This is a genomic window from Aeromonas sp. XH (assembly GCF_033348475.1).
GTDB lineage: Bacteria > Pseudomonadota > Gammaproteobacteria > Enterobacterales > Aeromonadaceae > Aeromonas > Aeromonas sanarellii.
In genome coordinates this window covers 3,140,834-3,161,109 of sequence record NZ_CP137630.1, presented here as the reverse complement: position 1 = coordinate 3,161,109, position 20,276 = coordinate 3,140,834, and the positions used below count along the sequence as shown (strand labels likewise).

The window sequence follows — 20,276 nt, the reverse complement described above, 5'->3', positions numbered from 1 at the left end:
AAAGTGCGGTACCCAGGTACCGCATTTTTGTTTGTATTCTTACCCTGCCTACTTCAATCACAGTCCGAGACTTCCCCATGAGCGATATCCTTTCCCGCCACCGTCAACTGTGTGAGCTGCTGACCGAGTACGGTCATCAGTACTATGTGCTGGACGATCCGACCGTGCCGGACGCCGAATACGACCGCCTGATGCGCGAGCTGATCGCGCTGGAGGCCGAGCATCCCGAGCTGAAGACCCCGACCTCGCCGAGCGTGCGGGTGGGGGGCCAGCCGCTGACCGCCTTCAAGCAGGTGCGCCACGAGATCCCCATGCTGAGCCTGGACAACGTGTTCAGCGACGAGGAGCTGCTGGCCTTCGAGCAGCGCATGCGGGATCGCCTCAAGCGGGAGCTGAGCTTCACCTTCTGCTGCGAGCCCAAGCTGGACGGTCTGGCGGTGAGCCTACTCTACGTGGACGGCCAGCTGGTGCAGGCCGCCACCCGGGGAGATGGCACCACGGGGGAGGAGATCACCGAGAACGTGCGCACCATCAAGGCCATACCGCTCGCCCTGCGGGGCTCGGGCTGGCCTGCCAGATTAGAGGTCAGGGGGGAGGTGTTCATGCCCAGGGCCGGGTTCGAGGCGATGAATGCCAAGGCGCTGGCGGCGGGGGAGAAGGTGTTCGTCAACCCGCGCAACGCCGCCGCCGGCAGCCTGCGCCAGCTCGACTCGCGCATCACCGCGAGCCGCCCCCTGAGCTTCTATTCCTATGGCGTCGGGGTAGGCGGCGAGCAACTGGGGGACTCCCACTTCGAGCGCCTCAACCAGCTGAAAGCCTGGGGCCTGCCACTCAGCCCCGAGGTGAAGCTCAAGGAGGGGGCAGCCGGCTGCCAGGCGTTCCACGACGACATCCTGGCCCGCCGTGGCGATCTGCCCTACGAAATCGACGGCGTGGTCTACAAGGTGGATGCCATCCCCCTGCAGGAGGAGCTCGGCTTCGTGGCGCGGGCCCCGCGCTGGGCCACCGCCCACAAGTTCCCGGCCCAGGAGGAGATGACGGAGCTTGAGAACGTCGAGTTCCAGGTCGGCCGCACCGGCGCCGTGACTCCGGTGGCCAAGCTCAGACCCGTGTTTGTCGGCGGCGTCACCGTCTCCAACGCCACCCTGCACAATGCCGACGAGATCGAGCGCCTCGGCGTCATGATCGGCGACACCGTGATCGTGCGCCGGGCCGGGGACGTGATCCCGCAGATCGTGGCGGTGGTGGAGGCGCAGCGCCCGGCGGATGCCCGCGCTATCCTCTTCCCCAGCCAGTGCCCTGTGTGCGGCTCCGCCCTGGAGCGGCTGGAGGGGGAGGCGGTGACCCGTTGCTCCGGCGGCCTGTTCTGCGAGGCCCAGCGCAAGGAGGCGATCAAGCACTTCGCGGCGCGGCGCGCCATGGACGTGGACGGCCTCGGCGACAAGATAGTGGAGCAGCTGGTGGACAAGGGGCTGGTGAAGACCCCGGCCGACCTGTTCGGCCTCAACGCCATCCAGCTGGCCGGTCTGGAGCGAATGGGGCAAAAGTCCGCCCTCAACCTGGTGGCGGCCATCGACAAGGCGCGCAGCACCACGCTGCCGCGCTTCCTGTTCGCCCTGGGGATCCGCGAGGTGGGGGAGGCGACGGCGCTCAACCTCGCCAACCACTTCCTCACCCTGGAAGCCCTGCGCGCCGCCTCGGTGGAGCAGCTGCTCGAGGTACCCGACGTGGGGGACATAGTGGCCAAGCACGTCTACTACTTCCTGCGCCAGCCCCACAACATAGAGGTGCTGGAGGCCCTGCTGGCCGCCGGCATCCACTGGCCGGTCATCGAGAAGAAAGCCGCCACCGAGCAGCCCTTTGCCGGCAAGACCTTCGTGCTGACCGGCACCCTCACCACCCTGTCCCGCAATGACGCCAAGTCGGCGCTGCAGGCCCTGGGGGCCAAGGTGGCGGGCTCGGTGTCGGCCAAGACCGATGTGCTGGTGGCCGGCGAGGCGGCGGGATCCAAGCTCGCCAAGGCCCAGGAGCTCGGCATCACCGTCTGGAGCGAAGCGGAGCTGCAGCAGGCACTGCAGGGCTGACGGGCCCTGCCTTCACGCCAAACGAAGAACCCGGCCTGGTGCCGGGTTCTTCTTCTTTGGGTCATCACTCGCGCCAGAGGGTCTTGTAGCGCCACTTGTCGGGCAGGGTGAGCCGCCAGCGGGTCAGCTCGCTCTCGCTGAAGACATATTCGCCGCGCAGGGCGGCGCGCGGTGCCAGGGTTCCGGGTTGGGCGCCCGCCAGGATGGCGCCGATCAGCTCGGCCGCCCTGGCCCCCTGATCGCGGCCATCCAGCACCAGGCCGCCGATGGCCCTGCCCTGGCCCACCGAAAACTCCCAGAAGCAGAACAGCGGCACCGGGCTGTGGGCGCTGGCCCACGCCAGTACCTCCTGCTCGTTCACATGCCGGCCCTGATCGTCGGTGAGGGTGTGGTAGAGGCCGATAAAGATGGCCTGATAGCCGTTCTGCTTGGCATGGAGCACGGCCTCCTGCCACAGGCCGTAGTCGCCGATCAGCTGGCTGTTGATCAGGGTCTGGCCGACCCGCAGCTCGGTCTGGATCTTGAACTCGTCCTCGATGGCGGTGAGCGACACCTGGCTGGAATCAAACAGTACCAGCGCCTTCTTGATCCCCCCCATCAACTGGCTCATCTCGCTGATGTTGCGCTTGAGCAGGGGGCGCTCCAGCACACCGGTGATCATGGGATGGCCCACCAGCCCCTTGTGGCGCGGATTCTCGTTCATGCCGAGGAACACCACGGGCGTGCCCAGGGCGGCTATCTCGCCGGCCAGGTAGTTGATGGCGTTGTCATCGCCGAGCACCACCAGCTCCGGCCTGACCTGCCGGTAGAAGGCCAGGGCCTGTTCGGCGATCCGGTCGAACTCCTCGGGGGGACGGCGCTTGGTGTCCATGTAGAAGTGGCTGATGCGGTGGGCGCTGCCCAGATGGGCCTCCAGGCTGGCGTTGTAGCTTCGATCCCACAGGTATTCGGGGTGATAGCTGCTGATCACCAGGATTTCGGCCCCCCACAGCCGCAGCGGCAGGGCACACAGCAGCAGTAGCAGTCGCCGCAGTAGAGGCTTGGTCATGTCGCGTCCCATCGGACAGGCAGAGAATCGTCACTCATTATGTCCATTTTGGTGCAGGCCTGTCCCGGTCAATTACTGTCGGAGGTAAAATCTTTTTCCAGTTGGCCGGATGACGCGCCAGCCCGCCCCCCGTCTGGGATGCACAAGGAAAGCCTCTTTTGGCGCTGGTTGTGAACTGCCCCACCCCTCCGAAAACCTGTTCTGGATCAAGAAACGAGGTACCGCTTTGGTGCCTAATAGACCCCACATATAGGGGTAAGCATAAAAAAAACACCCATATATAGTGTTATCAAGCTGTGCATAAGTCGTCACCCTCTCAGTGTCAGCCCGGGTTGTCCAAGCCTTGGCTGAATTTGTTTGCGCCGGGGACGGGCGTGGAGAAGGGGACTCAACAAGGGTGAGCCGAGGGCGAGAGCCAGGCCTTTAACGCGGGGAAAATCGATGAAACCGGTAGTGATCAAACGCGATGGATGTCGTGCACCATTCAATGGCCAGCTGATCGCCGAGGCGGTGAGCCGGGCGGCGGAAGCGGTCAATCAAGCCAATCCGGCGCTGGCCGAGCGCATCGCCGGCGCCGTCAGCCAGGAGCTGGAGGGGCGAGGCGAGGTGGACATCCACGAGATCCAGAACCGGGTCGAGAACCACCTGATGGCTTCCGACGACAAGGCTATCGCCCGCGCCTACATCGAGTACCGGCATGACAGGGATCAGGCCCGCGAGGCTCGTGGCCGGCTGGCCCAGGAGATCCGCGGCCTGGTGGAGCAGACCAACGCGGCCCTGCTCAACGAGAACGCCAACAAGGATTCCAAGGTGATCCCGACCCAGCGCGACCTGCTGGCGGGCATCGTCGCCAAGCACTACGCCATCAGCCACATGCTGCCCCGCGACGTGGTGCAGGCCCACGAGAGCGGCGATCTGCACTTCCACGATCTCGACTACTCCCCCTTCTTCCCCATGTTCAACTGCATGCTGATCGATCTGCAGGGGATGCTGACCCACGGCTTCAAGATGGGCAATGCGGAGATAGACACCCCGAAATCCATCAGCACCGCCACCGCGGTCACCGCCCAGATCATCGCCCAGGTGGCGAGCCACATCTACGGTGGCACCACCATCAACCGCATCGACGAGGTGCTGGCTCCCTATGTGACCATCAGCTGGCACAAGCACCGGGAGGTGGCCGAGGAGTGGGGGATCCAGGATGTGGACGCCTACGCCATGGCTCGCACCGAGAAGGAGTGCCACGACGCCTTCCAGTCCCTGGAGTACGAGGTCAATACCCTGCACACCGCCAACGGTCAGACGCCGTTCGTCACCTTCGGTTTCGGCCTGGGGGACAGCTGGGAGTCGCGCATGATCCAGCGCGCCATCCTCGGCAACCGCATCGCGGGCCTCGGCAAGAACAGAAAGACCGCGGTGTTCCCGAAGCTGGTGTTCGCCATCAAGGATGGCCTCAACCACAAGCCGGGGGATCCCAACTACGACATCAAGCGCCTGGCGCTGGAGTGCGCCTCCAAGCGGATGTACCCGGACATCCTCAACCACGATCAGGTGGTCAAGGTGACCGGCTCCTTCAAGACCCCCATGGGGTGCCGCTCCTTCCTCGGTGCCTACGAGGAGCACGGCGAGCTCATCCACGAGGGACGCAACAACTTAGGGGTGGTGAGCCTCAACCTGCCGCGCATTGCGCTGAAATCCCGTGACGAGGCGGATTTCTGGGACCGGCTGGATGCCGCCCTGCGGGTGGCCAGGATGGCGCTCATGTACCGCATCGAGCGCCTCGACGGGGTCAAGGCCCGGGTCGCCCCCATCCTCTACATGGAGGGGGCCTGCGGGGTGCGCCTCAAGGCCGATGACAACATCAGCGAGATCTTCAAACGTGGCCGAGCCTCCATTTCCCTGGGCTACATAGGGGTGCACGAGACCATCAACGCCCTCTATGGCACCGATGTCCACCTGTTCGACAGCGAGACCCTGCGCCAGAAGGCCATCGCCATCATAGCGCGGCTCAAGGCGGCCACCGACGAGTGGAAGGAGGAGACAGGCTACGGCTTCAGCCTCTACTCCACCCCGAGCGAGAACCTCTGCACCCGCTTCTGCCGCATCGACGCCAAGGAGTTCGGCGTGGTGCCCGGGGTGACCGACAAGGGCTACTACACCAACAGCTTCCACCTGGACGTGGAGAAGCGGGTGAACCCCTATGACAAGCTGGACTTCGAGGCGCCCTATCCGCCCATCGCCAGCGGCGGCTTCATCTGCTACGGCGAGTACCCCAATATCCAGCACAACCTGGAGGCGCTGGAGAACGTCTGGGACTACAGCTATGACAAGGTGCCCTACTACGGCACCAACACCCCCATCGACGAGTGCTACGACTGCGGCTTCACCGGCGAGTTCGAGTGCACCTCCAAGGGCTTTACCTGCCCGCGCTGCGGCAACCACGACCCCGCCAAGGTGTCGGTGACCCGCCGGGTGTGCGGCTACCTCGGCAGCCCGGATGCGCGCCCCTTCAACGCGGGCAAGCAGGAAGAGGTCAAGCGCCGGGTCAAGCATATGTAAGCGAGCAGACCCCACCCCAGCCCTCCCCTTGGCAGGGGAGGGGGCAAAGAAGCTCCTCCCCCTTTCGAAGGGGGAGGTTGGGAGGGGGTTGGCCGTTAACCCAGAGAACTCGAATGCACTACCACCAGTACTACCCGGTCGATGTGATCAACGGCCCAGGCACCCGCGCCACCTTGTTCGTGTCGGGTTGCGAGCACCAGTGCCCTGGCTGCTACAACCAGAGCACCTGGCGCCTCGATGGCGGCAGGCCGTTCGATGCGGCCATGAGCGATCGCATCATCCAGGATCTCAACGACAGCCGCATCAAACGGCGTGGTCTGTCGCTCTCCGGCGGCGATCCGCTCCACCCGGCCAACGTGCCCCACGTGCTGGCGCTGGTGAAACGGGTGCGGGCTGAGTGTCCCGGCAAGGACATCTGGTGCTGGACCGGCTATCGCCTGGATAAGCTTTCGCCGGCCCAGCGCGAGCTGGTGGCCTTGCTGGATGTGCTGGTGGATGGCAAGTTTGAGAAGGCCCTGGCGGATCCCGGCCTGCTGTGGCGTGGCAGCAGCAATCAGCAGATCCACGACCTCAACGCCTGGCGGGAAGGAGGGGAGCGGACCCCCTGTCTGGTTTGCAGTTGAGGCCTTGGGTGTTTATGGTTAGGCCAACCCCAAGACATCTTTCACGAGGAGCCCCATGAACAATCTGCTCAAGATCCTGCTGGCCATCTTCCTGCCCCCGGTCTGCGCCTTTATCCAGGTGGGTTTGAGCCTGCATTTTTTCATCAACATAGTGCTGACCCTGCTCGGCGGCCTGCCCGGCATGGTCCATGCGCTCTGGCTGGTGGTGAGCGACAAGCGCGGCTGATCCGCCCGATTGAAAAAGGCCAACCCCGGGGTTGGCCTTTTTCATTGCGCGCCAGATGGGGACTTTCCGGATGAGCCCCTTTACCTGACACTGGCAATCCGCTCAAGGAGCCGAGCGGTACAACGAAGAGGGAGTGTCAGTGCGTTTGAAACTGTTGTTGCTGTGGGCCAGCCTGGCCCTGCTGGGGGGCTGTGCCAGCCCCACCGCCAAGCTGAATCAGCCTCCGGTGGATGTCACCTGGGAAGAGCTGCCCGAATACTGGGTGCTGGTGGGGGATATAGGCACCTTTAACCCGGTCGGGGGGCTGCCGGAGAAGAGGCCGGTCAAGGGGTATGTGACCCTTCGCTATCTCATCGATTCCAATGGCACGCTGTTCAGCCCCGAGGTGCTGGAATCCCATCCACCCGGCGTGTTGGATCTCATCGCCATCTCCGGGCTGGCGCAGATGCGCTACCGGCCATCCGAGCAGAATCCACAAGCCATTCCGGCTCGGGTGGAGGTCCGATTCGAAGTGGAAGTGAAATGACAAACACCCCGGCCTGGCCGGGGTGTTGCGTTGCTGCAATGCGCCATGGCGGCGCCAGGCTTACTGCTCCTTGCAGTCGTTGTAGCGGCTCTGCCACTCCCCGGTCTCATCGCGCATCTCGACGAACCCTTCCTTGCCCTTGTTCCACCAGACCACCTGATGATCGTCCGTGTAGCGGGCGCCGGAGGCGGAGACCGCCTGGGGCAGGGTGTAGTCCTTGCCATCGGGCAGGGCGAGCTTGACGAAGTTCAGGCTCTCGTCCGAGAGGGAGAAGTAGCGCACCTGCACCTTCTGGTTCTGTTCGCACAGGTAGGTGACGGGATCCCCGCCGGTGACGCCCAGCTTGCCGGCGCCCAGATCGCAGCCGCCGAGCAGGGTCAGGGCCCCGGTTCCCAGTAGAAAGAGCTTGGCGTGTTTCATGTCGCATCCTTTGAACGGTGTCATATGGCATTGAGCCTAACAGGATGAGGATCAACTGCAACCTCATCATGGGCCCCCTGCGTCGGGATGCGTCCTGCCGACGGGCAGGAGGGCCGCCGCCTCGGCCGCGCGGCGGACAAAAAAACGCCCCGGCAGGCAAGCGGGGCGAAAGGGAGCCGTCCGATGGCAACAGAAAAAGGGTCAATGGCCGAATCGCGTCGCCTCGAAGTGGTTGAGCAGGCGGTGGATGAGGTAGCAGGCGAGCAGGGTGGCCACTATGGCCACCAGGATGCTGCTCACCCGGTAGAGGGCGCTGAACACCAGATCGTTGCCGGGCGTCAGGTACTGGCCGAACAGGATGCCGAGGGTGGTGAGGGCGCCGAACCCGACCCCGGAGCCGCTCGCCTCCTTCACATGGGCGTAGCTGAACAGCATGGCGCCGAGCCAGAGCACCGGGGTCACCAGCAGCAGCAACCCGGACCAGTCGTAGAGCACCAGTTGTCCGAGTATGCCGAAGCTCACCCCGAGCAAAGTGCCCATGGCCCGCTTGCGGGCATAGCCGAGGGCGCCGTTCCAGTGCATGGGGAAGAGCAGCAGCAGGGTGGTGGCCTGGGCCGACATGGAGTCGCGCAGATCGAGGGTCTGGAACACCAGGAACGACAGGGTGGCGATGCTGGCACCCAGCAGGGCCTCGTGACGCATCCGGTGCGGTGCCTTGGGGGAGGGGGCCGGGATGGGCCTGGCCTCCACGTCCGGGATCAGGGCCGTCATCAGATAGGCGATGAGCACCGACAGGACGCTGGCCCAGAGGTTGCTGAAGATGAGGTCGTTCAGATCGGTGCCGGGGTAGCTGGCAAAGTGCAGCATGATGCTGAGGCTGAGCACGCCATTGGCGCCGAACAGGAACAGGCTGCCCCTGGACATGGCGGCGAAGCGGTAGAGGAACAGCAGGAAGACCAGGGGGGTCATGAGCCCGGGGTGGCTGCCGAACAGGCCCCCCAGCAGGCCCACCTCCAGCCCGCATATGGCGGCGGAGGCGATGAGCTGGCGGGCGGCGTGGCCGTTCATCACCGGTACCATGCCGAGCAGCAGCACCGGAGTGACGGTGAAGAAGACCCCGTTGCTCCAGCCGAAGATCTTGCACAGCACAAACCCCAGGGTGCAGCCGAAGGCGATGCGCAGACACTGGCGCAGCTCGTTGGCGGTGAGGGGTCTGTGCCACAGGTTCATGGTGGTCATCTCAGTAGATGTAGTGCAGCAGGCTGAGCAGGCGGATCTGGCCGCGGGCCAGCAACCCGGTCAGGGTGTTGTCCGGCAGCAGCTGCACCGTGGCGCGGGCCCCGGCCGGCAGGTGGGCGGGCAACTGCTCCAGGGTCAGGTGCAGGCGCAGGCGCTGGGCATCGCGCACCCAGCGATCGGACTCGACAGGATTCGCGAGCTGGCCGTTGGCGTCGAACTGGCCGGCGCTGACCCCGGCGTCCAGGCTGGCGACATGGGCCGGATAGAGGCGGCCTGGCTCGCCGTCGAAGGCGACGAGGGCCTGGCTGCCCGGGCTGACGTGGCGCAGGCTCTTCTCGCGAAAATCGGCGATCACGTCCACCTGCTCGGATACCAGGGCCAGCAGGGGGGAGCCCGCGTTGGCCACACTGCCCGGCTTGAGCTGCAGGTTGGTGATGATGCCGTCCTGGCTTGCATGGACCCGGCTGTAGGCGAGGTTGAGCTCGGCCTGGGCGAGGCGGTTGCGGGCCTGGCGCAGCAGCAGGTTGTCGTCGCCGGGCAGCCCCCGGCTGACGCGAGCCTGCTCTACCCGGGCCTGGCTGCCGAGCAGGTTGGCCCGGGCGGTGCGGGCGGCGCTGTCGGCGTCGTCCTTCTGCTGCTCCGACACCATGTGACGGCGATAGAGGGCGTCGATGCGGGCCGCTTCCCGCTGCTTCTGGTCGGCCTGGGTCCGCAGTGAGCTGTACTCCGCCTCATAGGCGGTCAGGGTCGCGTCCAGCTGGCGGTTCTGCTGCTCGGCCTGATCCAGGGCCAGCCTGGCCTGCTCGACCGCGAGTTCGAAGGGGACGGGGTCGAGGGCGAACAGCAGGTCCCCCTGTCTGACGTGCTGGTTGTTGGTCACGGCGACCTCGGTCACCTTGCCGCTGACCTGGGGCGCCATCCGGGTGACGACCCGGGTCGCCATGGCCTGGGGCGTCAGGGGCATCTTGATGTCGGCCAGCAGAAAGTAGCCAAACACCAGGATGAAGCAGGCGATGGCCCACTTTATCCAGCGCTTGAATTGTTGATCCGGAGTCATCTCATTCTCTCTCTTCGTGCTGTGCGGCTATCTTGCCGAGGGCGTTGGCGGAGATGCGGTGCACAATGTCTTCAAACTGGGCCAGCTCCTGCTGGCTGATGCCGACGAGCAGCTCACGGCGTACCTCCATGATGCGATCCTCGATCTGGTCGAGCAGCGCCTTGCCGGCCGGGGTCAGGGTGACGATGCGGGCCCGCTTGTCCTGGCTGCAGCAGTGGCGTTCCACCAGACCCTGCTCCTCCAGCTGGCCCAGGGTGCGCATCAGGGAGGGCAGCTCTATCTCCAGCGCCTCGGCCAGGGTCTTCTGGCTGAGGTGGCCACCGAGCCGGCTCAGTTTCCACAGGGCGGTCCAGCGGGGATGGGTGAGCCCGAGGGGCGCCAGCTCGAGGTCGGCCACGGTGCGCCACAGCCGGTGCAGTCGCCCCAGCTGCTCGGCGAGGGAGAGCTCACGCAACATCTCCAGATCCTTTCCCATGACGGGCTCCTTATTTAGTTAGCTTGCGAAGCATTATAGTTATTTCGCAGGCTAAGTAAATAGTGTGATGCAGGTCACGTTCAGATTCGGGGCTGCCGTGGTGTTTAAGTTTTTATATGGCTTTGCGGGCCAGCTAACCGACAGTGGCGCACCGGGGCGCTAGAGTGACGCCATGCCCGGCGCCGGCCCTGCTCATTGCTCCCGCCAGGCTGTGTCCGCACCCCGGGCCTTCTCCTGACGTTGCAAGGTAACAAGATGAAACTGCGCCACCAGCTGGTCACCCTCTCCCTCGGCCTGTCGCTGCTGCTGATCCTGATCCTGGGGGGATTGCTCGCCCTCTTCATCCGCCACCTGCTGGAGAGCAACCTGGAGGAGAAGGGGAGCGATCTGGCGCGGGTGCTGGCGGCGGACAACCGGGTGGTGCAGGCCCTGCAACTGGGCAGCGATCCCGGCCTTAGGGACTATGTGCAGGGGATCTGCAAGCGCACCGACGCCGCCTACATGGTGGTGACCGACGAGCACGCCCGGCGCCTGAGCCACCCCTCGCCCGAGCTGGTGGGCCAGACCTTCCGGGGGGAGGACATCTGGCCGGCGATCCACGAGCGCCGGAGCTACTGCTCCCGGGACGTGGGCACCCTGGGCCCCGCCATCCGCTGCTTCTCCCCGGTGATCGGGGCGGACGGAAGCGCCATCGGCGTGGTGGTGGTGGGGTATCTGATGCGGACGGTGGAGGGCATCTACCTGGATCGCATTGCCCTGCTCCTCGGTGCCATCGGCGCGGTGCTGGGCTGCGGCCTGCTGCTGGCGCTCTGGCTGCAGCACCGGCTGAAACGCACCCTGCTGGATCTGGAGCCTGAGACCATCGCCAACCGCTTCGCCCGGCAGGATCTGGTGCTGGAGGGGATCTCTGAGGGGATAGTGGCCCTCGACAGCCAGCACGGGATCACCATGCTCAACAGCGCCGCCTTCTACCAGCTGCGGCTGCCCGGCACCGGTCGCCACGCCCTGCTGGGTCACTCCCTGGCACAGCTGGCCCCCGCGCTGCTGCCGATCCTGACCCAGGAGGGCAGGGTACGCTTCACCGTGCAGGGGGAGGACTTCGTCGGTCACTGGCAGGAGCTCGGCGGCCGCGAGCCCGGCCGCATGCTGATCTTCAGCCGGCCGGACGGCACCGGCAGCCTCGGCATGCAGGTGACCCACCTGCGCCAGTACGCCGAGATGCTGCGCATCCAGACCCACGAGTTCGCCAACAAGCTCGGCAGCCTCTCCGGCCTGCTGCAGCTCGGTCACGTGGAGGAGGCGGTGGAGCTGATCCAGCAGGAGAACGAGGCCTGCCAGACCATGCTGCAAGGGGTGCTGCGGGCCATCGAGAACAAGCCGGTGGCCGGGCTTATCCTCGGCAAGTTCAGCCGGGCGCGGGAGCTGGGGGTGGAGCTGGTGCTGGACACCGGCTCGTCCCTCGGGGAGTACCCGGCGGAGGTGTCGGCAGATCTCATCACCTGCATCGGCAACCTGCTGGACAACGGCCTGCGCGCCGCCTGGGGGAACCGCGAGCACACCGCGCCCCGGGTGCTGCTCTCCCTGGATGACCTTGGCCGGCGGCTGGTGATCGAGGTGGAGGACAGCGGCGAGGGGGTGGACGAGGCGCTGGCGGATCATCTGTTCGACTATGGGGTGAGTCGCCAGACCGGCGATCACGGGGTGGGCCTCTTCCTGGTCCAGAAGACCGTGGCCCGCCGCGGGGGTGTGATAGAATGGCGGCGCACCACCGAGCAGACGACACTGTTCGGTATCTATTTGAATAAAAACCAATTGGTGTAAGTCATGAAGCCAATTTTCACGCTGATTATCGAGGATGACGAGCGGATAGGCGCCATGTTGGCGGAGCTGATCGCCTCGACCCCGGGGTATGCCTTGCCGGGGCGGGCCGGGAGCCTGGCCGAGGCCGATCACATGCTGCGTGCCACCGAGCCCCAGCTGCTGCTGGTGGACATCTCCCTGCCCGACGGCTCGGGGCTGGAGTGGGTCAGCCGGCTGCGCAGCCACAACCGGGAGGTATTCGTGATCATGGTCACCGCCTCCTGTGACGTGGAGACCATACAGCAGGCCCTGAACTTGGGGGTGCAGGACTACATCATCAAGCCCCTGCGGCTGTCCCGCATCCAGCAGAGCCTGGACGAGGTCCTCGTCCTGCACCGCCGCCTGTGCGAGCGCGGTTCGCTGGCCCAGAGCGATCTCGATCGGCTGCTGGGCAAGGGGCGGGGGCAGCCGCGGGAGGTACGCGAGACCCCCAAGGGGATCGACGCCATCACCCTGCGCCAGGTGCTGGAACTGCTGGCCGGCGAGCCGGATACCACCTTCTCCACCGACACGGTGGCGCTGCGTCTCTCCCTGAGCCGCACCACGGCGCGCCGCTACCTGGAGTTTCTGGAGTCCGAAGACAAGCTGGACGTGGAGCTCAACTACGGCCAGCGCGGCCGCCCGGAGCGCCGCTACCACTGGCGGCGGGAGCACTGACCCGGCGCCGGTGGCTGGCCGTTCAGACGGGCAGCGCAGAGTCGCAGCGCAGACAGAAAGGGAGCCAGGGGCTCCCTTTCTGCTGTCCGGTCCTTGCCCTGTTTTTTATGTCGTCTGGCCCGCTCTATCTGGGATCACCCGAGAAGGGGTGCAGGACGGTGCGGGCGCGCTCGAACAGGGCGATGAGGTGATCCGCCACGGCCCGCACCCGCCGGGAGTGGGCGAGATCGCTGTGGATCACCAGCCAGATGGGCTGATCCACCCCGAGCTCCGGCAGGAGGCAGACCAGATCCGTCTGGCGGGCGAGAAAGTGGGGCAGCACCGCGAGCCCGAGGCCGGCTTTGGCGGCGGCGAGCTGGGCCGCCAGGGTACCTGTCTCCACCCGGCAGGGGCGGCCGCGCAGCATGCGGGTCATCCATCTGGCGGCGGGCAGGTGGCTTTGGGTTTCGTTCCAGCCGATGAAGTCATCCCGATCGAAGCTGGCGGCATCCCCCCCGGGGCTGCGGGCATCCAGGTAGGTGCCGCTCCCGTAGAGACCGAACCCCAGGGTCCCCAGGCGCCGGATAGTGAGGTTGCCGGCGTCGGGCTTGACCATGCGCACCGCGAGATCGGCGTCGCGCCTGTGCAGGTTCACCGTCTGCACCCCGGTGACCAGCTCGACCCTAAGTTCGGGGTGGCGGGCAAAGAGCGTCGGTAGGGAGGGGATGATGAGGGGATTGGCCAGGTTCTCGGCGGTGGCGAGGCGCACTGTGCCTGCCACCTGTCCCTGCTGCTGCCCCGCCTCGCCAAAGGCCAGGGCCGCATGCTCCAGCGCCTCGGCCCGCTCCAGCAGGGCCTCACCGTCGTCGGTCAGGCGATAGCCCTGCTGGTGGCGGCTGAACAGGGGCAGGCCGAGGGCCGCCTCCAGCCTGTCCAGGCGCCGGGAGACGGTGGCCACCCCCATGCGAAGGGTGTGGGCGGCACCGCTCAGGGTGCCGCTGCGGGCGATGGCCAGGAAGACGCGGGCGTCGTCCCAGAGCAGGGTGTCGTGCATAGGGTTTCCATCATCGGAAAATAGGTTGCCAGTTATCTCTATATCTCATTCATTTTCGGAAGACCATACTGCCCTGCAACTTGTCAGGGAGAACACACGATGCAACGACGAACTCTGGGTACCAGCCTGCATGTCTCCGCCCTGGGGCTGGGCTGCATGGGGATGAGCGAATTCTACGGGCCGAGGGACGACGAACAGTCCCTGCGGGTGCTGGCGGAGGCGGTGGAGCGGGGCATCGACCTGCTCGACACCGCCGATATGTACGGCCCCCACCACAACGAGGCGCTGATCGGGCGCTTTCTCGCGACCCGGCGGGGGGAGGTGAAGGTGGCCACCAAGTTTGGCATAGTGCGCCAGCCCGGGGAGTACAGGCGCACCCTCGACAACAGCGCCCGCTATGCGCGCCAGAGCTGCGAGGGTTCCCTGCGCCGCCTCGGCATCGAGCAGATCGATCTCTACTATGTGCACCGTCTCGATCCGGCCCATCCCGTCGAGGAGACCATGGCCGGGCTGGCGCAGCTGGTGCAGGAGGGCAAGATAGCCCGCATCGGCCTGTGCGAGGTGAGCGAGGCCACCCTGAGGCGCGCCCATGCCGTGCACCCGGTGGCCGCGGTGCAGACGGAATATTCCCTCTGGACCCGGGAGGTGGAGACGGCGGTGCTGCCCGCCTGCCGCGAGCTGGGGATAGGTCTCGTGGCCTACTCCCCCCTGGGGCGCGGTTTTCTGACCGGGCGCTACCAGCAGGAGGCGGTGTTCGAGGAGGGGGATTTTCGGGCCAGTCTGCCGCGTTTTCAGGGGGACAACCTCGCCACCAACCGCACCCTGGTGCAGGCGGTCATGGCCCTGGCCCGGCAGAAGGGATGCTCGGCGGCGCAGGTAGCCCTGGCCTGGCTGCTGGCGCAGGGGGAGGACATTGTGCCCATCCCCGGTACCCGGCGCCTGACCCATCTGGAGGATAACCTCGGCGCCCTGTCGGTACGCCTCACGCCTGCGGAGCTCGGGGCCCTGGGTCAGGTCATCCGGACCCTGCCGGTGGCGGGGGAGCGCTATACCGCTGAGGGGATGAAGGGGGTGAACGCATGAGCGTTTCGCACTCCGCTCGCCGTGGGGTGGTCAGCTCGCCCCGTTGAGGGGCACCACCGGGGCGGGAAAACGACAAAGGGAGCCTGGGCTCCCTTTTTGCGTGTGTGGCGCCGGCTATGCCCCTTCCAGCAGGGGGCGGCGGGTTCGCGGCTTGAACTGGGAGAGCATGACCCCGGTCAGGATGAGGCCGCCCCCCAGCAGGTGATAGCCGTGGATGGGCTCCCCCAGGGTGAGGACGGCGATGAGGGCCGTGCACAGGGGCATCAGGTTCATGAAGACCGAGGTGCGCTCCGCCCCCAGGGTGGCGAGGCCGCGCATCCAGCAGTAGGCGGCGAAGATGGAGGAGGCGAGCCCGGCGAACAGCACCATGCTCCAGCCCTGGGCGGGAATGGCCAGGGAGTCGGCAGAGAGGGCCACCGGGATCAGCAGCAGCACCGCCAGCAGGATCTGCAGGTAGAGGTTGAGCCAGGGGCCGAACGGCAGCTGCCAGCGGCGGATCAGCAGGCCATAGAGGGCATAGCTGGCCGCCCCCAGCAGCATCATGCCATCGCCCGGGTTGATGCCGCTGTGCAGCAGCGCCAGGGGATCCCCCTGACCCAGCAGCCAGAGCACCCCGAACAGGGAGAGGCTCATGCCGAGCAGCGCCTGCTTGCCCGGCTTCTGGCCGAAGCAGCAGGCCCCGATCAGCAGGGTGAGCAGGGGCAGCAGGGAGCCGATGACCCCCATGTTGGTGGCCGAGGTGCTGTGGGCGGCGTAGTAGGCGAGGCACTGGTAGAGCACCATGCCGAGCAGGGAGAGCACCAGCAGCTTGCCGAGCCAGGGGCGGATGTCGGCCCGGCGGCGCCAGAGCTGCGGCAGGCAGAAGGGGGAGAGCGCGAGGGCGGCGATCACCCAGCGATAGAAGGAGATGGCGGCGGGATCCAGCACGCCGGCGGCGGCCTTGGAGACCACGGTATTGGCGGCCCAGATCAGGATGGCGAGCAGGGGAAAGAGAAAAGGCATAGGCACTCCTTGGTACGATGGGGAGAGTCTAGCCTTGTCTTGAACGAGGTAAGTAGCGTAAATAAGACATGTCATAACCGCTTTGGGACAATCTGCATGGGCACCCTCACCCTGGCCGAGCAGGATCGCCTGCTGGCCGACCCCAACCCCCTCTACTTTCGCTACAGCCAGATCCAGGGGGGCAACGCCTGCGCCGAGCACGCCCACCCCTGGGGCCAGCTCAGCCTCATCAGTCTGGGGGTCATGGTGGTGGAGGTGGGGGGAGAGCGGCTGGTGGCCCCCCCGGACTACCTCATCTGGGTGCCGGCGGACCTGCCCCACACCGCCTTCAACGAGCAGACCCTGGATTACACCTCCATCTACGTGAGCCACGAACTGGCCCCGCGCCTGCCACGGGAACCCCAGCTGCTGGCCCTGACCCCCTTGCTGCGGGCCCTGCTGGAGGATTTCACCCAGCGCCGGGTCGGCCACATGGAGGATGAGTGGGATGCCCGTCAGGGGGCGCTCTTCATCGAGAAACTGGCTCGCACCCGCTGTCAGCCGAGTTACCTGCCCCAGAGCCGGGATCGCCTGCTCGCCCCCCTGCTGGCGGCGCTGCAGGCGACGCCGGAGGACAACCGCACCCTGGCCCAGTGGGCCAAGGTGTTGCACAGCACCGAGCGCACCCTGGCGCGGCGCTGCCAGAAGGAGCTCGGCATGAGCCTCGGCCAGTGGCGCACCCGGCTGCGGCTGGTGAAGGCGCTGGACTGGCTGCGCGGCGAGATGCCGGTGCAGGAGATCGCCTGGCGCCTCGGTTACGCCTCGACCTCGGCCTTTATCGCCATGTTCCAGCGCGAGCAGGGCTGCGCCCCCCAGCGTTATCGCCAGCAACTGGGCCAACCCGGGGCCTGATCCAAACGGCGGGAGCCGGAATGAAGCAAGGGCGCCATGGGCGCCCTTGTTGATGGCAGGAGTGGCTTAGAAGAAGCCGAGGGGATTGATGTCGTGGCTCACCAGCAGGTTCTTGGTGTTCTGGTAGTGGTCCAGCATCATCTTGTGGGTCTCGCGGCCTATCCCCGACTTCTTGTAGCCGCCGAAGGCGGCGTGGGCCGGGTAGGCGTGGTAGCAGTTGACCCAGACCCGGCCGGCCTGGATGCCACGCCCCATGCGCCAGGCCAGGTTGCTGTCGCGGGTCCAGAGGCCCGCCCCCAGGCCGTACTGGGTGTCGTTGGCAATCGCCAACGCCTCCGCCTCGTCCTTGAAGGTGGTGACCCCGAGCGCCGGCCCGAAGATCTCCTCCTGGAACACCCGCATCTTGTTCTGGCCCGAGAAGATGGTGGGCTGGATGTAGAAGCCCCCCTCCAGCCCGCTCACCTTGGCCGGGCCGCCGCCGATCAGCATCTTGGCCCCCTCGCCGCGGCCTATTTCCATGTAGCTCAGGATCTTGTCGAACTGCTCGCGGGACGCCTGGGCACCCACCTGGGTGGCGGTGTCGAGGGGGTTGCCCTGCACTATGGTGCGGGCGCGGGCCAGCACCCTGTCCATGAAGTCGTCGTAGATGCACTCCTGCACCAGGGCGCGGGAGGGGCAGGTGCACACCTCGCCCTGGTTGAAGAAGGTCATCAGCATCCCTTCCACCGCCTTGTCGATGTAGCTGCTCTCGTGCTGCATCACGTCGGCGAAGTAGATGTTGGGGGACTTGCCCCCCAGCTCCACGGTGGAGGGGATCAGCTTGTCGGCGGCGCAGCGCAGGATATGGGCGCCCACCTCGGTGGAGCCGGTGAAGGCGAGCTTCTGGATCCGGTTGCTGGTGGCGAGTGCCTGGCCCGCCTCGGCGCCGAAGCCGTTGACCACGTTGACCACGCCGGGGGGCAGGATGTCCTTGATGAGATCCATCATCAGCATGATGGTGACCGGGGTCTGCTCGGCGGGCTTGAGCACGCTGCAGCAGCCGGCCGCCAGCACAGGGGCCAGCTTCCAGGCGGCCATCAGCAGCGGGAAGTTCCACGGGATGATCTGGCCGACCACCCCGATGGGCTCCTTGAAGTGGTAGCTGACGGTGTTCTGGTCCAGCTCGGCGGCCGAGCCCTCCTGGGCGCGGATGCAGCCGGCGAAGTAGCGGAAGTGATCCACCACCAGGGGCAGGTCGGCGGCCAGGGTCTCGCGCACCGCCTTGCCGTTCTCCCAGGTCTCGGCGACGGCGAGCCGCTCGATGTTCTGCTCGATGCGATCGGCGATGCGCAGCAGCAGGTTGCTGCGCTCGGTGACGCTGGTCTTGCTCCAGCTGGCGAACGCCTTGTGGGCAGCGTCCAGGGCGAGCTCGATGTCGGCGGCGTCGGAGCGGGCCACCTCGCAGAACACCTTGCCGTCTACCGGCGAGATGTTTTCAAAGTAGCGGCCGGCGCGCGGCGCCACCCAGTCGCCACCGATGAAGTTGTCGTAGCGGGACTTGAAGCTGACCAGGGCACCTGCCTGACCGGGAGCGGTATAAATCATCTCATCATCCTTATGTGTGTGGTCCTGACCGGCCTGGCGGGCAGTCCGGTTGCGTTGGGTATCGCAAGGGACGTGCCAGAGGAGCTGACCAGCAGATGAAAAGTTACAAAAACGTTATCAAATGGGGTGCAGCGGCGTATCTTGATTAACCAGTGATCCCGGTCGTGGCGACGAGGCTGTGCCGTTTCTGGACAGTGGCCGCGACACTGTGCCCTTTGTGAACAGGAGGCGTGATGAGCGAACTTCCCCAATCCAGCCCGAGCCCAATCCAGCGCTCCTGGGAGCGCTGCCTGCACCAGGGGCTCAGCCGCCAGCAGAGCGCCGAGCTGGACCTGCTGCCCCAGGGGGAGCTGTCGGCCCGCCAGGAGCAGCACAGAACCCTTATCACCTGCTTCCAGCGCTTCGTGCTGCCGCTCTTTGCCCAGCTGCTGGCGGGCAGGCCCTGCCGGTTGCTGCTGTGCGACGCCGAGGGGGCCATCCTGGCGGTGAGCGGTGACGACGGCTTTGCCCGCCATGCCGAGCGGATCTTCCTGCGCAGCGGCGCCCGCTGGGGGGAGGCGAGCAAGGGCACCAACGCCATCGGTACCGCGCTGGCCGAGCAGAGCGAGGTGCAGGTGCTGGGGGCGCAGCACTTCTTCGCCCAGCACAGCTTTCTCAGTTGCAGCGCCTGCCCATTGCTCGGGCCGGACGGGCAACTGCTCGGCGTGCTCGACATCTCCACCGATGCGGCCCACCACGGCGGCGATATGCTGGGCACGGTGCGACTGCTGGCCATGACCCTGGAAAACGCCCTGCTGGCCCGCCAGCCGGGCTGGCTGGTGGATCTCGATCCCCAGAGCCTCTGGTCCGCCCGCCTGCTGCTGGGGGAGGGGGGCGAGCTGCTCGGGGCCAACCGGGCCGGTCGGCTCTGGCTCGGCCAGCACCCCTTCGACGGCCCTCAGCTGCTGCGGGATCACCGCGGCCTGCGGCTGGTGCCTGAGCCGACGACGCTCCCGTCCCTGCCGGCCGCACCGCCCGCCACCGCCGGAGTCCCTCTCAAGATGCTGGAGCGGGGCATCTCATTGCTTATCGAGGGGGAGACCGGCAGCGGCAAGGAACATCTGGTGCGCGCCCTGCACGCCCAGTCGAGCCGTCGGGAGCGCCCCCTGGTGTGCGTCAACTGCGGCGCCCTGCCGGCGGAGCTGGTGGAGGCCGAGCTGTTCGGCTATGTCGGCGGGGCCTTCAGCGGCGCCCGCAGCCAGGGCAGCCAGGGTTATCTGCGTGCCGCCCACGGCGGCACCCTGATGCTGGACGAGATCGGCGAGCTGCCGCTCCAGGCCCAGACCCGGTTGCTGCGGGTGCTGCAGGAGCGCGCCGTCACTCCGGTTGGCAGCCACAAGCCCGAGGCGGTGGATTTCTGGCTGGTCAGCGCCAGTCATCGGGATCTGGCGGCCATGGTGGCGGCCGGGACGTTCAGGGAAGATCTCTACTACCGGATCTGCGGCTGGCGCCAGCAACTGGCGCCGCTGCGGGCCTGGTCGGCGCGCGAGCGGCAGGCGCTGATCTCGCGCCTGCTCGCCGAGATGGATCCCGCCCTGCGCCTGACCGATGAGGCCGAGGGACAGTTGCTGGCTCACCCGCTGCCCGGCAACGTGCGCCAGCTCAAGCAGGCGCTGGAGGTGGCCTGCGTGCTGGCGGAGGGTCAGGGCTGGATTGAGCCTGCTCACCTGCATCTGCCGGAGGCGGCGGGCGTGCAGGTCCCATCCCATGGGGCCATCACCCTGCGCCAGCAGAACCGGCAGCGGGTGCAGCAGACCCTGGCCGAGTGCGGAGGCAACGTGAGCGAGGCGGCGCGCCGGCTCGGCATCAGCCGTACCACCCTCTACCGGGCACTGCGAAAGGAGGGGTGAAGGGTGTTGCGACGCCCTGC

General features: G+C 66.5%; 18 protein-coding genes. 10 read left to right on the top strand and 8 right to left on the bottom strand.

The window, feature by feature from the left end; translation table 11 throughout:
* The first annotated feature begins 77 nt into the window (after positions 1-77).
* The gene (gene ligA / locus R2B70_RS14475; RefSeq protein ID WP_318161837.1) at positions 78-2,084 is read left to right on the top strand and encodes an NAD-dependent DNA ligase LigA; all 2,007 of its coding nucleotides are present in this window, start codon (positions 78-80) and stop codon (positions 2,082-2,084) included.
* 64 nt (positions 2,085-2,148) lie between these two features.
* Here ligA and R2B70_RS14470 read toward each other — a convergent pair whose 3' ends face one another.
* The gene (locus R2B70_RS14470; protein WP_318161836.1) at positions 2,149-3,132 is read right to left on the bottom strand and encodes an ABC transporter substrate-binding protein; all 984 of its coding nucleotides are present in this window, start codon (positions 3,130-3,132) and stop codon (positions 2,149-2,151) included.
* Between the two features lie 441 nt (positions 3,133-3,573).
* On the opposite strand from R2B70_RS14470, the gene nrdD reads away from it, so the two are divergent.
* From nrdD to R2B70_RS14450, 4 genes are all read left to right on the top strand, one after another.
* Positions 3,574-5,691, top strand: coding sequence for an anaerobic ribonucleoside-triphosphate reductase (gene nrdD, locus R2B70_RS14465; protein ID WP_318161835.1), 2,118 nt, complete (start codon positions 3,574-3,576; stop codon positions 5,689-5,691).
* A gap of 113 nt (positions 5,692-5,804) precedes the next feature.
* Positions 5,805-6,314 (top strand): anaerobic ribonucleoside-triphosphate reductase-activating protein, encoded by a 510-nt coding sequence (gene nrdG, locus R2B70_RS14460; RefSeq protein ID WP_318161834.1) that lies wholly within the window; start codon positions 5,805-5,807, stop codon positions 6,312-6,314.
* 55 nt (positions 6,315-6,369) lie between these two features.
* The gene (locus R2B70_RS14455) at positions 6,370-6,540 is read left to right on the top strand and encodes a YqaE/Pmp3 family membrane protein (RefSeq protein ID WP_042074281.1); all 171 of its coding nucleotides are present in this window, start codon (positions 6,370-6,372) and stop codon (positions 6,538-6,540) included.
* Positions 6,541-6,679: 139 nt separating this feature from the next.
* Entirely contained in the window at positions 6,680-7,066 is a 387-nt protein-coding gene (locus R2B70_RS14450; protein ID WP_318161833.1) for an energy transducer TonB, read from the top strand.
* Positions 7,067-7,126: 60 nt separating this feature from the next.
* Here the strand turns inward: R2B70_RS14450 and R2B70_RS14445 are convergent, their stop codons facing one another.
* The 4 genes from R2B70_RS14445 to slyA form a co-directional block, all read right to left on the bottom strand.
* On the bottom strand, positions 7,127-7,486 hold the full coding sequence (locus R2B70_RS14445; RefSeq protein ID WP_318161832.1) for an MliC family protein: 360 nt from the start codon (positions 7,484-7,486) through the stop codon (positions 7,127-7,129).
* A gap of 201 nt (positions 7,487-7,687) precedes the next feature.
* A complete protein-coding gene (locus tag R2B70_RS14440) occupies positions 7,688-8,716 on the bottom strand; it encodes a DUF2955 domain-containing protein (protein ID WP_318161831.1) in 1,029 nt (342 codons plus the stop codon).
* A gap of 10 nt (positions 8,717-8,726) precedes the next feature.
* Positions 8,727-9,782, bottom strand: a complete 1,056-nt coding sequence (locus R2B70_RS14435; RefSeq protein WP_216990782.1) for an HlyD family secretion protein — start codon at positions 9,780-9,782, stop codon at positions 8,727-8,729.
* Position 9,783: 1 nt separating this feature from the next.
* Positions 9,784-10,257: a transcriptional regulator SlyA gene (gene slyA / locus R2B70_RS14430; protein WP_209793877.1), complete on the bottom strand. Its 474-nt coding sequence runs from the start codon at positions 10,255-10,257 to the stop codon at positions 9,784-9,786.
* Between the two features lie 255 nt (positions 10,258-10,512).
* Here slyA and R2B70_RS14425 point away from each other — a divergent pair, with 255 nt between their 5' ends.
* Together R2B70_RS14425 and R2B70_RS14420 are read left to right on the top strand one after the other, a co-directional pair.
* Positions 10,513-12,078 (top strand): ATP-binding protein, encoded by a 1,566-nt coding sequence (locus R2B70_RS14425; RefSeq protein WP_042074287.1) that lies wholly within the window; start codon positions 10,513-10,515, stop codon positions 12,076-12,078.
* A gap of 3 nt (positions 12,079-12,081) precedes the next feature.
* Positions 12,082-12,774, top strand: coding sequence for a response regulator (locus R2B70_RS14420; RefSeq protein WP_042074288.1), 693 nt, complete (start codon positions 12,082-12,084; stop codon positions 12,772-12,774).
* Positions 12,775-12,898: 124 nt separating this feature from the next.
* On the opposite strand, the gene R2B70_RS14415 is transcribed toward R2B70_RS14420, so the two are convergent.
* Positions 12,899-13,807 (bottom strand): LysR family transcriptional regulator, encoded by a 909-nt coding sequence (locus R2B70_RS14415; RefSeq protein WP_318161830.1) that lies wholly within the window; start codon positions 13,805-13,807, stop codon positions 12,899-12,901.
* A 99-nt stretch (positions 13,808-13,906) separates the two neighbouring features.
* Between R2B70_RS14415 and R2B70_RS14410 the strand changes: the two genes are divergently transcribed.
* Positions 13,907-14,890, top strand: coding sequence for an aldo/keto reductase (locus tag R2B70_RS14410; protein WP_209793873.1), 984 nt, complete (start codon positions 13,907-13,909; stop codon positions 14,888-14,890).
* Between the two features lie 114 nt (positions 14,891-15,004).
* On the opposite strand, the gene R2B70_RS14405 is transcribed toward R2B70_RS14410, so the two are convergent.
* On the bottom strand, positions 15,005-15,892 hold the full coding sequence (locus tag R2B70_RS14405; protein ID WP_318161829.1) for a DMT family transporter: 888 nt from the start codon (positions 15,890-15,892) through the stop codon (positions 15,005-15,007).
* 96 nt (positions 15,893-15,988) lie between these two features.
* Between R2B70_RS14405 and R2B70_RS14400 the strand changes: the two genes are divergently transcribed.
* Entirely contained in the window at positions 15,989-16,783 is a 795-nt protein-coding gene (locus R2B70_RS14400; RefSeq protein WP_318161828.1) for a helix-turn-helix transcriptional regulator, read from the top strand.
* Positions 16,784-16,849: 66 nt separating this feature from the next.
* On the opposite strand, the gene R2B70_RS14395 is transcribed toward R2B70_RS14400, so the two are convergent.
* Positions 16,850-18,367, bottom strand: coding sequence for an aldehyde dehydrogenase family protein (locus R2B70_RS14395; RefSeq protein WP_318161827.1), 1,518 nt, complete (start codon positions 18,365-18,367; stop codon positions 16,850-16,852).
* A 233-nt stretch (positions 18,368-18,600) separates the two neighbouring features.
* Between R2B70_RS14395 and R2B70_RS14390 the strand changes: the two genes are divergently transcribed.
* The gene (locus R2B70_RS14390; protein ID WP_318161826.1) at positions 18,601-20,256 is read left to right on the top strand and encodes a sigma-54-dependent Fis family transcriptional regulator; all 1,656 of its coding nucleotides are present in this window, start codon (positions 18,601-18,603) and stop codon (positions 20,254-20,256) included.
* The last annotated feature ends 20 nt before the right edge of the window (positions 20,257-20,276 follow it).

What these genes read in the sequence shown, in the direction of transcription:
- R2B70_RS14410 (WP_209793873.1), top strand. Translation starts at nt 13,907, where the DNA reads ATGCAACGACGAACTCTGGGTACCAGCCTGCATGTCTCCGCCCTGGGG.
- nrdG (WP_318161834.1), top strand. Translation starts at nt 5,805, where the DNA reads ATGCACTACCACCAGTACTACCCGGTCGATGTGATCAACGGCCCAGGC.
- R2B70_RS14470 (WP_318161836.1), bottom strand. Translation starts at nt 3,132, where the DNA reads ATGACCAAGCCTCTACTGCGGCGACTGCTACTGCTGCTGTGTGCCCTG.
- R2B70_RS14445 (WP_318161832.1), bottom strand. Translation starts at nt 7,486, where the DNA reads ATGAAACACGCCAAGCTCTTTCTACTGGGAACCGGGGCCCTGACCCTG.
- R2B70_RS14405 (WP_318161829.1), bottom strand. Translation starts at nt 15,892, where the DNA reads ATGCCTTTTCTCTTTCCCCTGCTCGCCATCCTGATCTGGGCCGCCAAT.
- R2B70_RS14435 (WP_216990782.1), bottom strand. Translation starts at nt 9,782, where the DNA reads ATGACTCCGGATCAACAATTCAAGCGCTGGATAAAGTGGGCCATCGCC.
- R2B70_RS14425 (WP_042074287.1), top strand. Translation starts at nt 10,513, where the DNA reads ATGAAACTGCGCCACCAGCTGGTCACCCTCTCCCTCGGCCTGTCGCTG.
- R2B70_RS14415 (WP_318161830.1), bottom strand. Translation starts at nt 13,807, where the DNA reads ATGCACGACACCCTGCTCTGGGACGACGCCCGCGTCTTCCTGGCCATC.
- R2B70_RS14400 (WP_318161828.1), top strand. Translation starts at nt 15,989, where the DNA reads ATGGGCACCCTCACCCTGGCCGAGCAGGATCGCCTGCTGGCCGACCCC.
- R2B70_RS14455 (WP_042074281.1), top strand. Translation starts at nt 6,370, where the DNA reads ATGAACAATCTGCTCAAGATCCTGCTGGCCATCTTCCTGCCCCCGGTC.
- ligA (WP_318161837.1), top strand. Translation starts at nt 78, where the DNA reads ATGAGCGATATCCTTTCCCGCCACCGTCAACTGTGTGAGCTGCTGACC.
- R2B70_RS14440 (WP_318161831.1), bottom strand. Translation starts at nt 8,716, where the DNA reads ATGAACCTGTGGCACAGACCCCTCACCGCCAACGAGCTGCGCCAGTGT.
- nrdD (WP_318161835.1), top strand. Translation starts at nt 3,574, where the DNA reads ATGAAACCGGTAGTGATCAAACGCGATGGATGTCGTGCACCATTCAAT.
- R2B70_RS14395 (WP_318161827.1), bottom strand. Translation starts at nt 18,367, where the DNA reads ATGATTTATACCGCTCCCGGTCAGGCAGGTGCCCTGGTCAGCTTCAAG.
- R2B70_RS14390 (WP_318161826.1), top strand. Translation starts at nt 18,601, where the DNA reads ATGAGCGAACTTCCCCAATCCAGCCCGAGCCCAATCCAGCGCTCCTGG.
- R2B70_RS14420 (WP_042074288.1), top strand. Translation starts at nt 12,082, where the DNA reads ATGAAGCCAATTTTCACGCTGATTATCGAGGATGACGAGCGGATAGGC.
- slyA (WP_209793877.1), bottom strand. Translation starts at nt 10,257, where the DNA reads ATGGGAAAGGATCTGGAGATGTTGCGTGAGCTCTCCCTCGCCGAGCAG.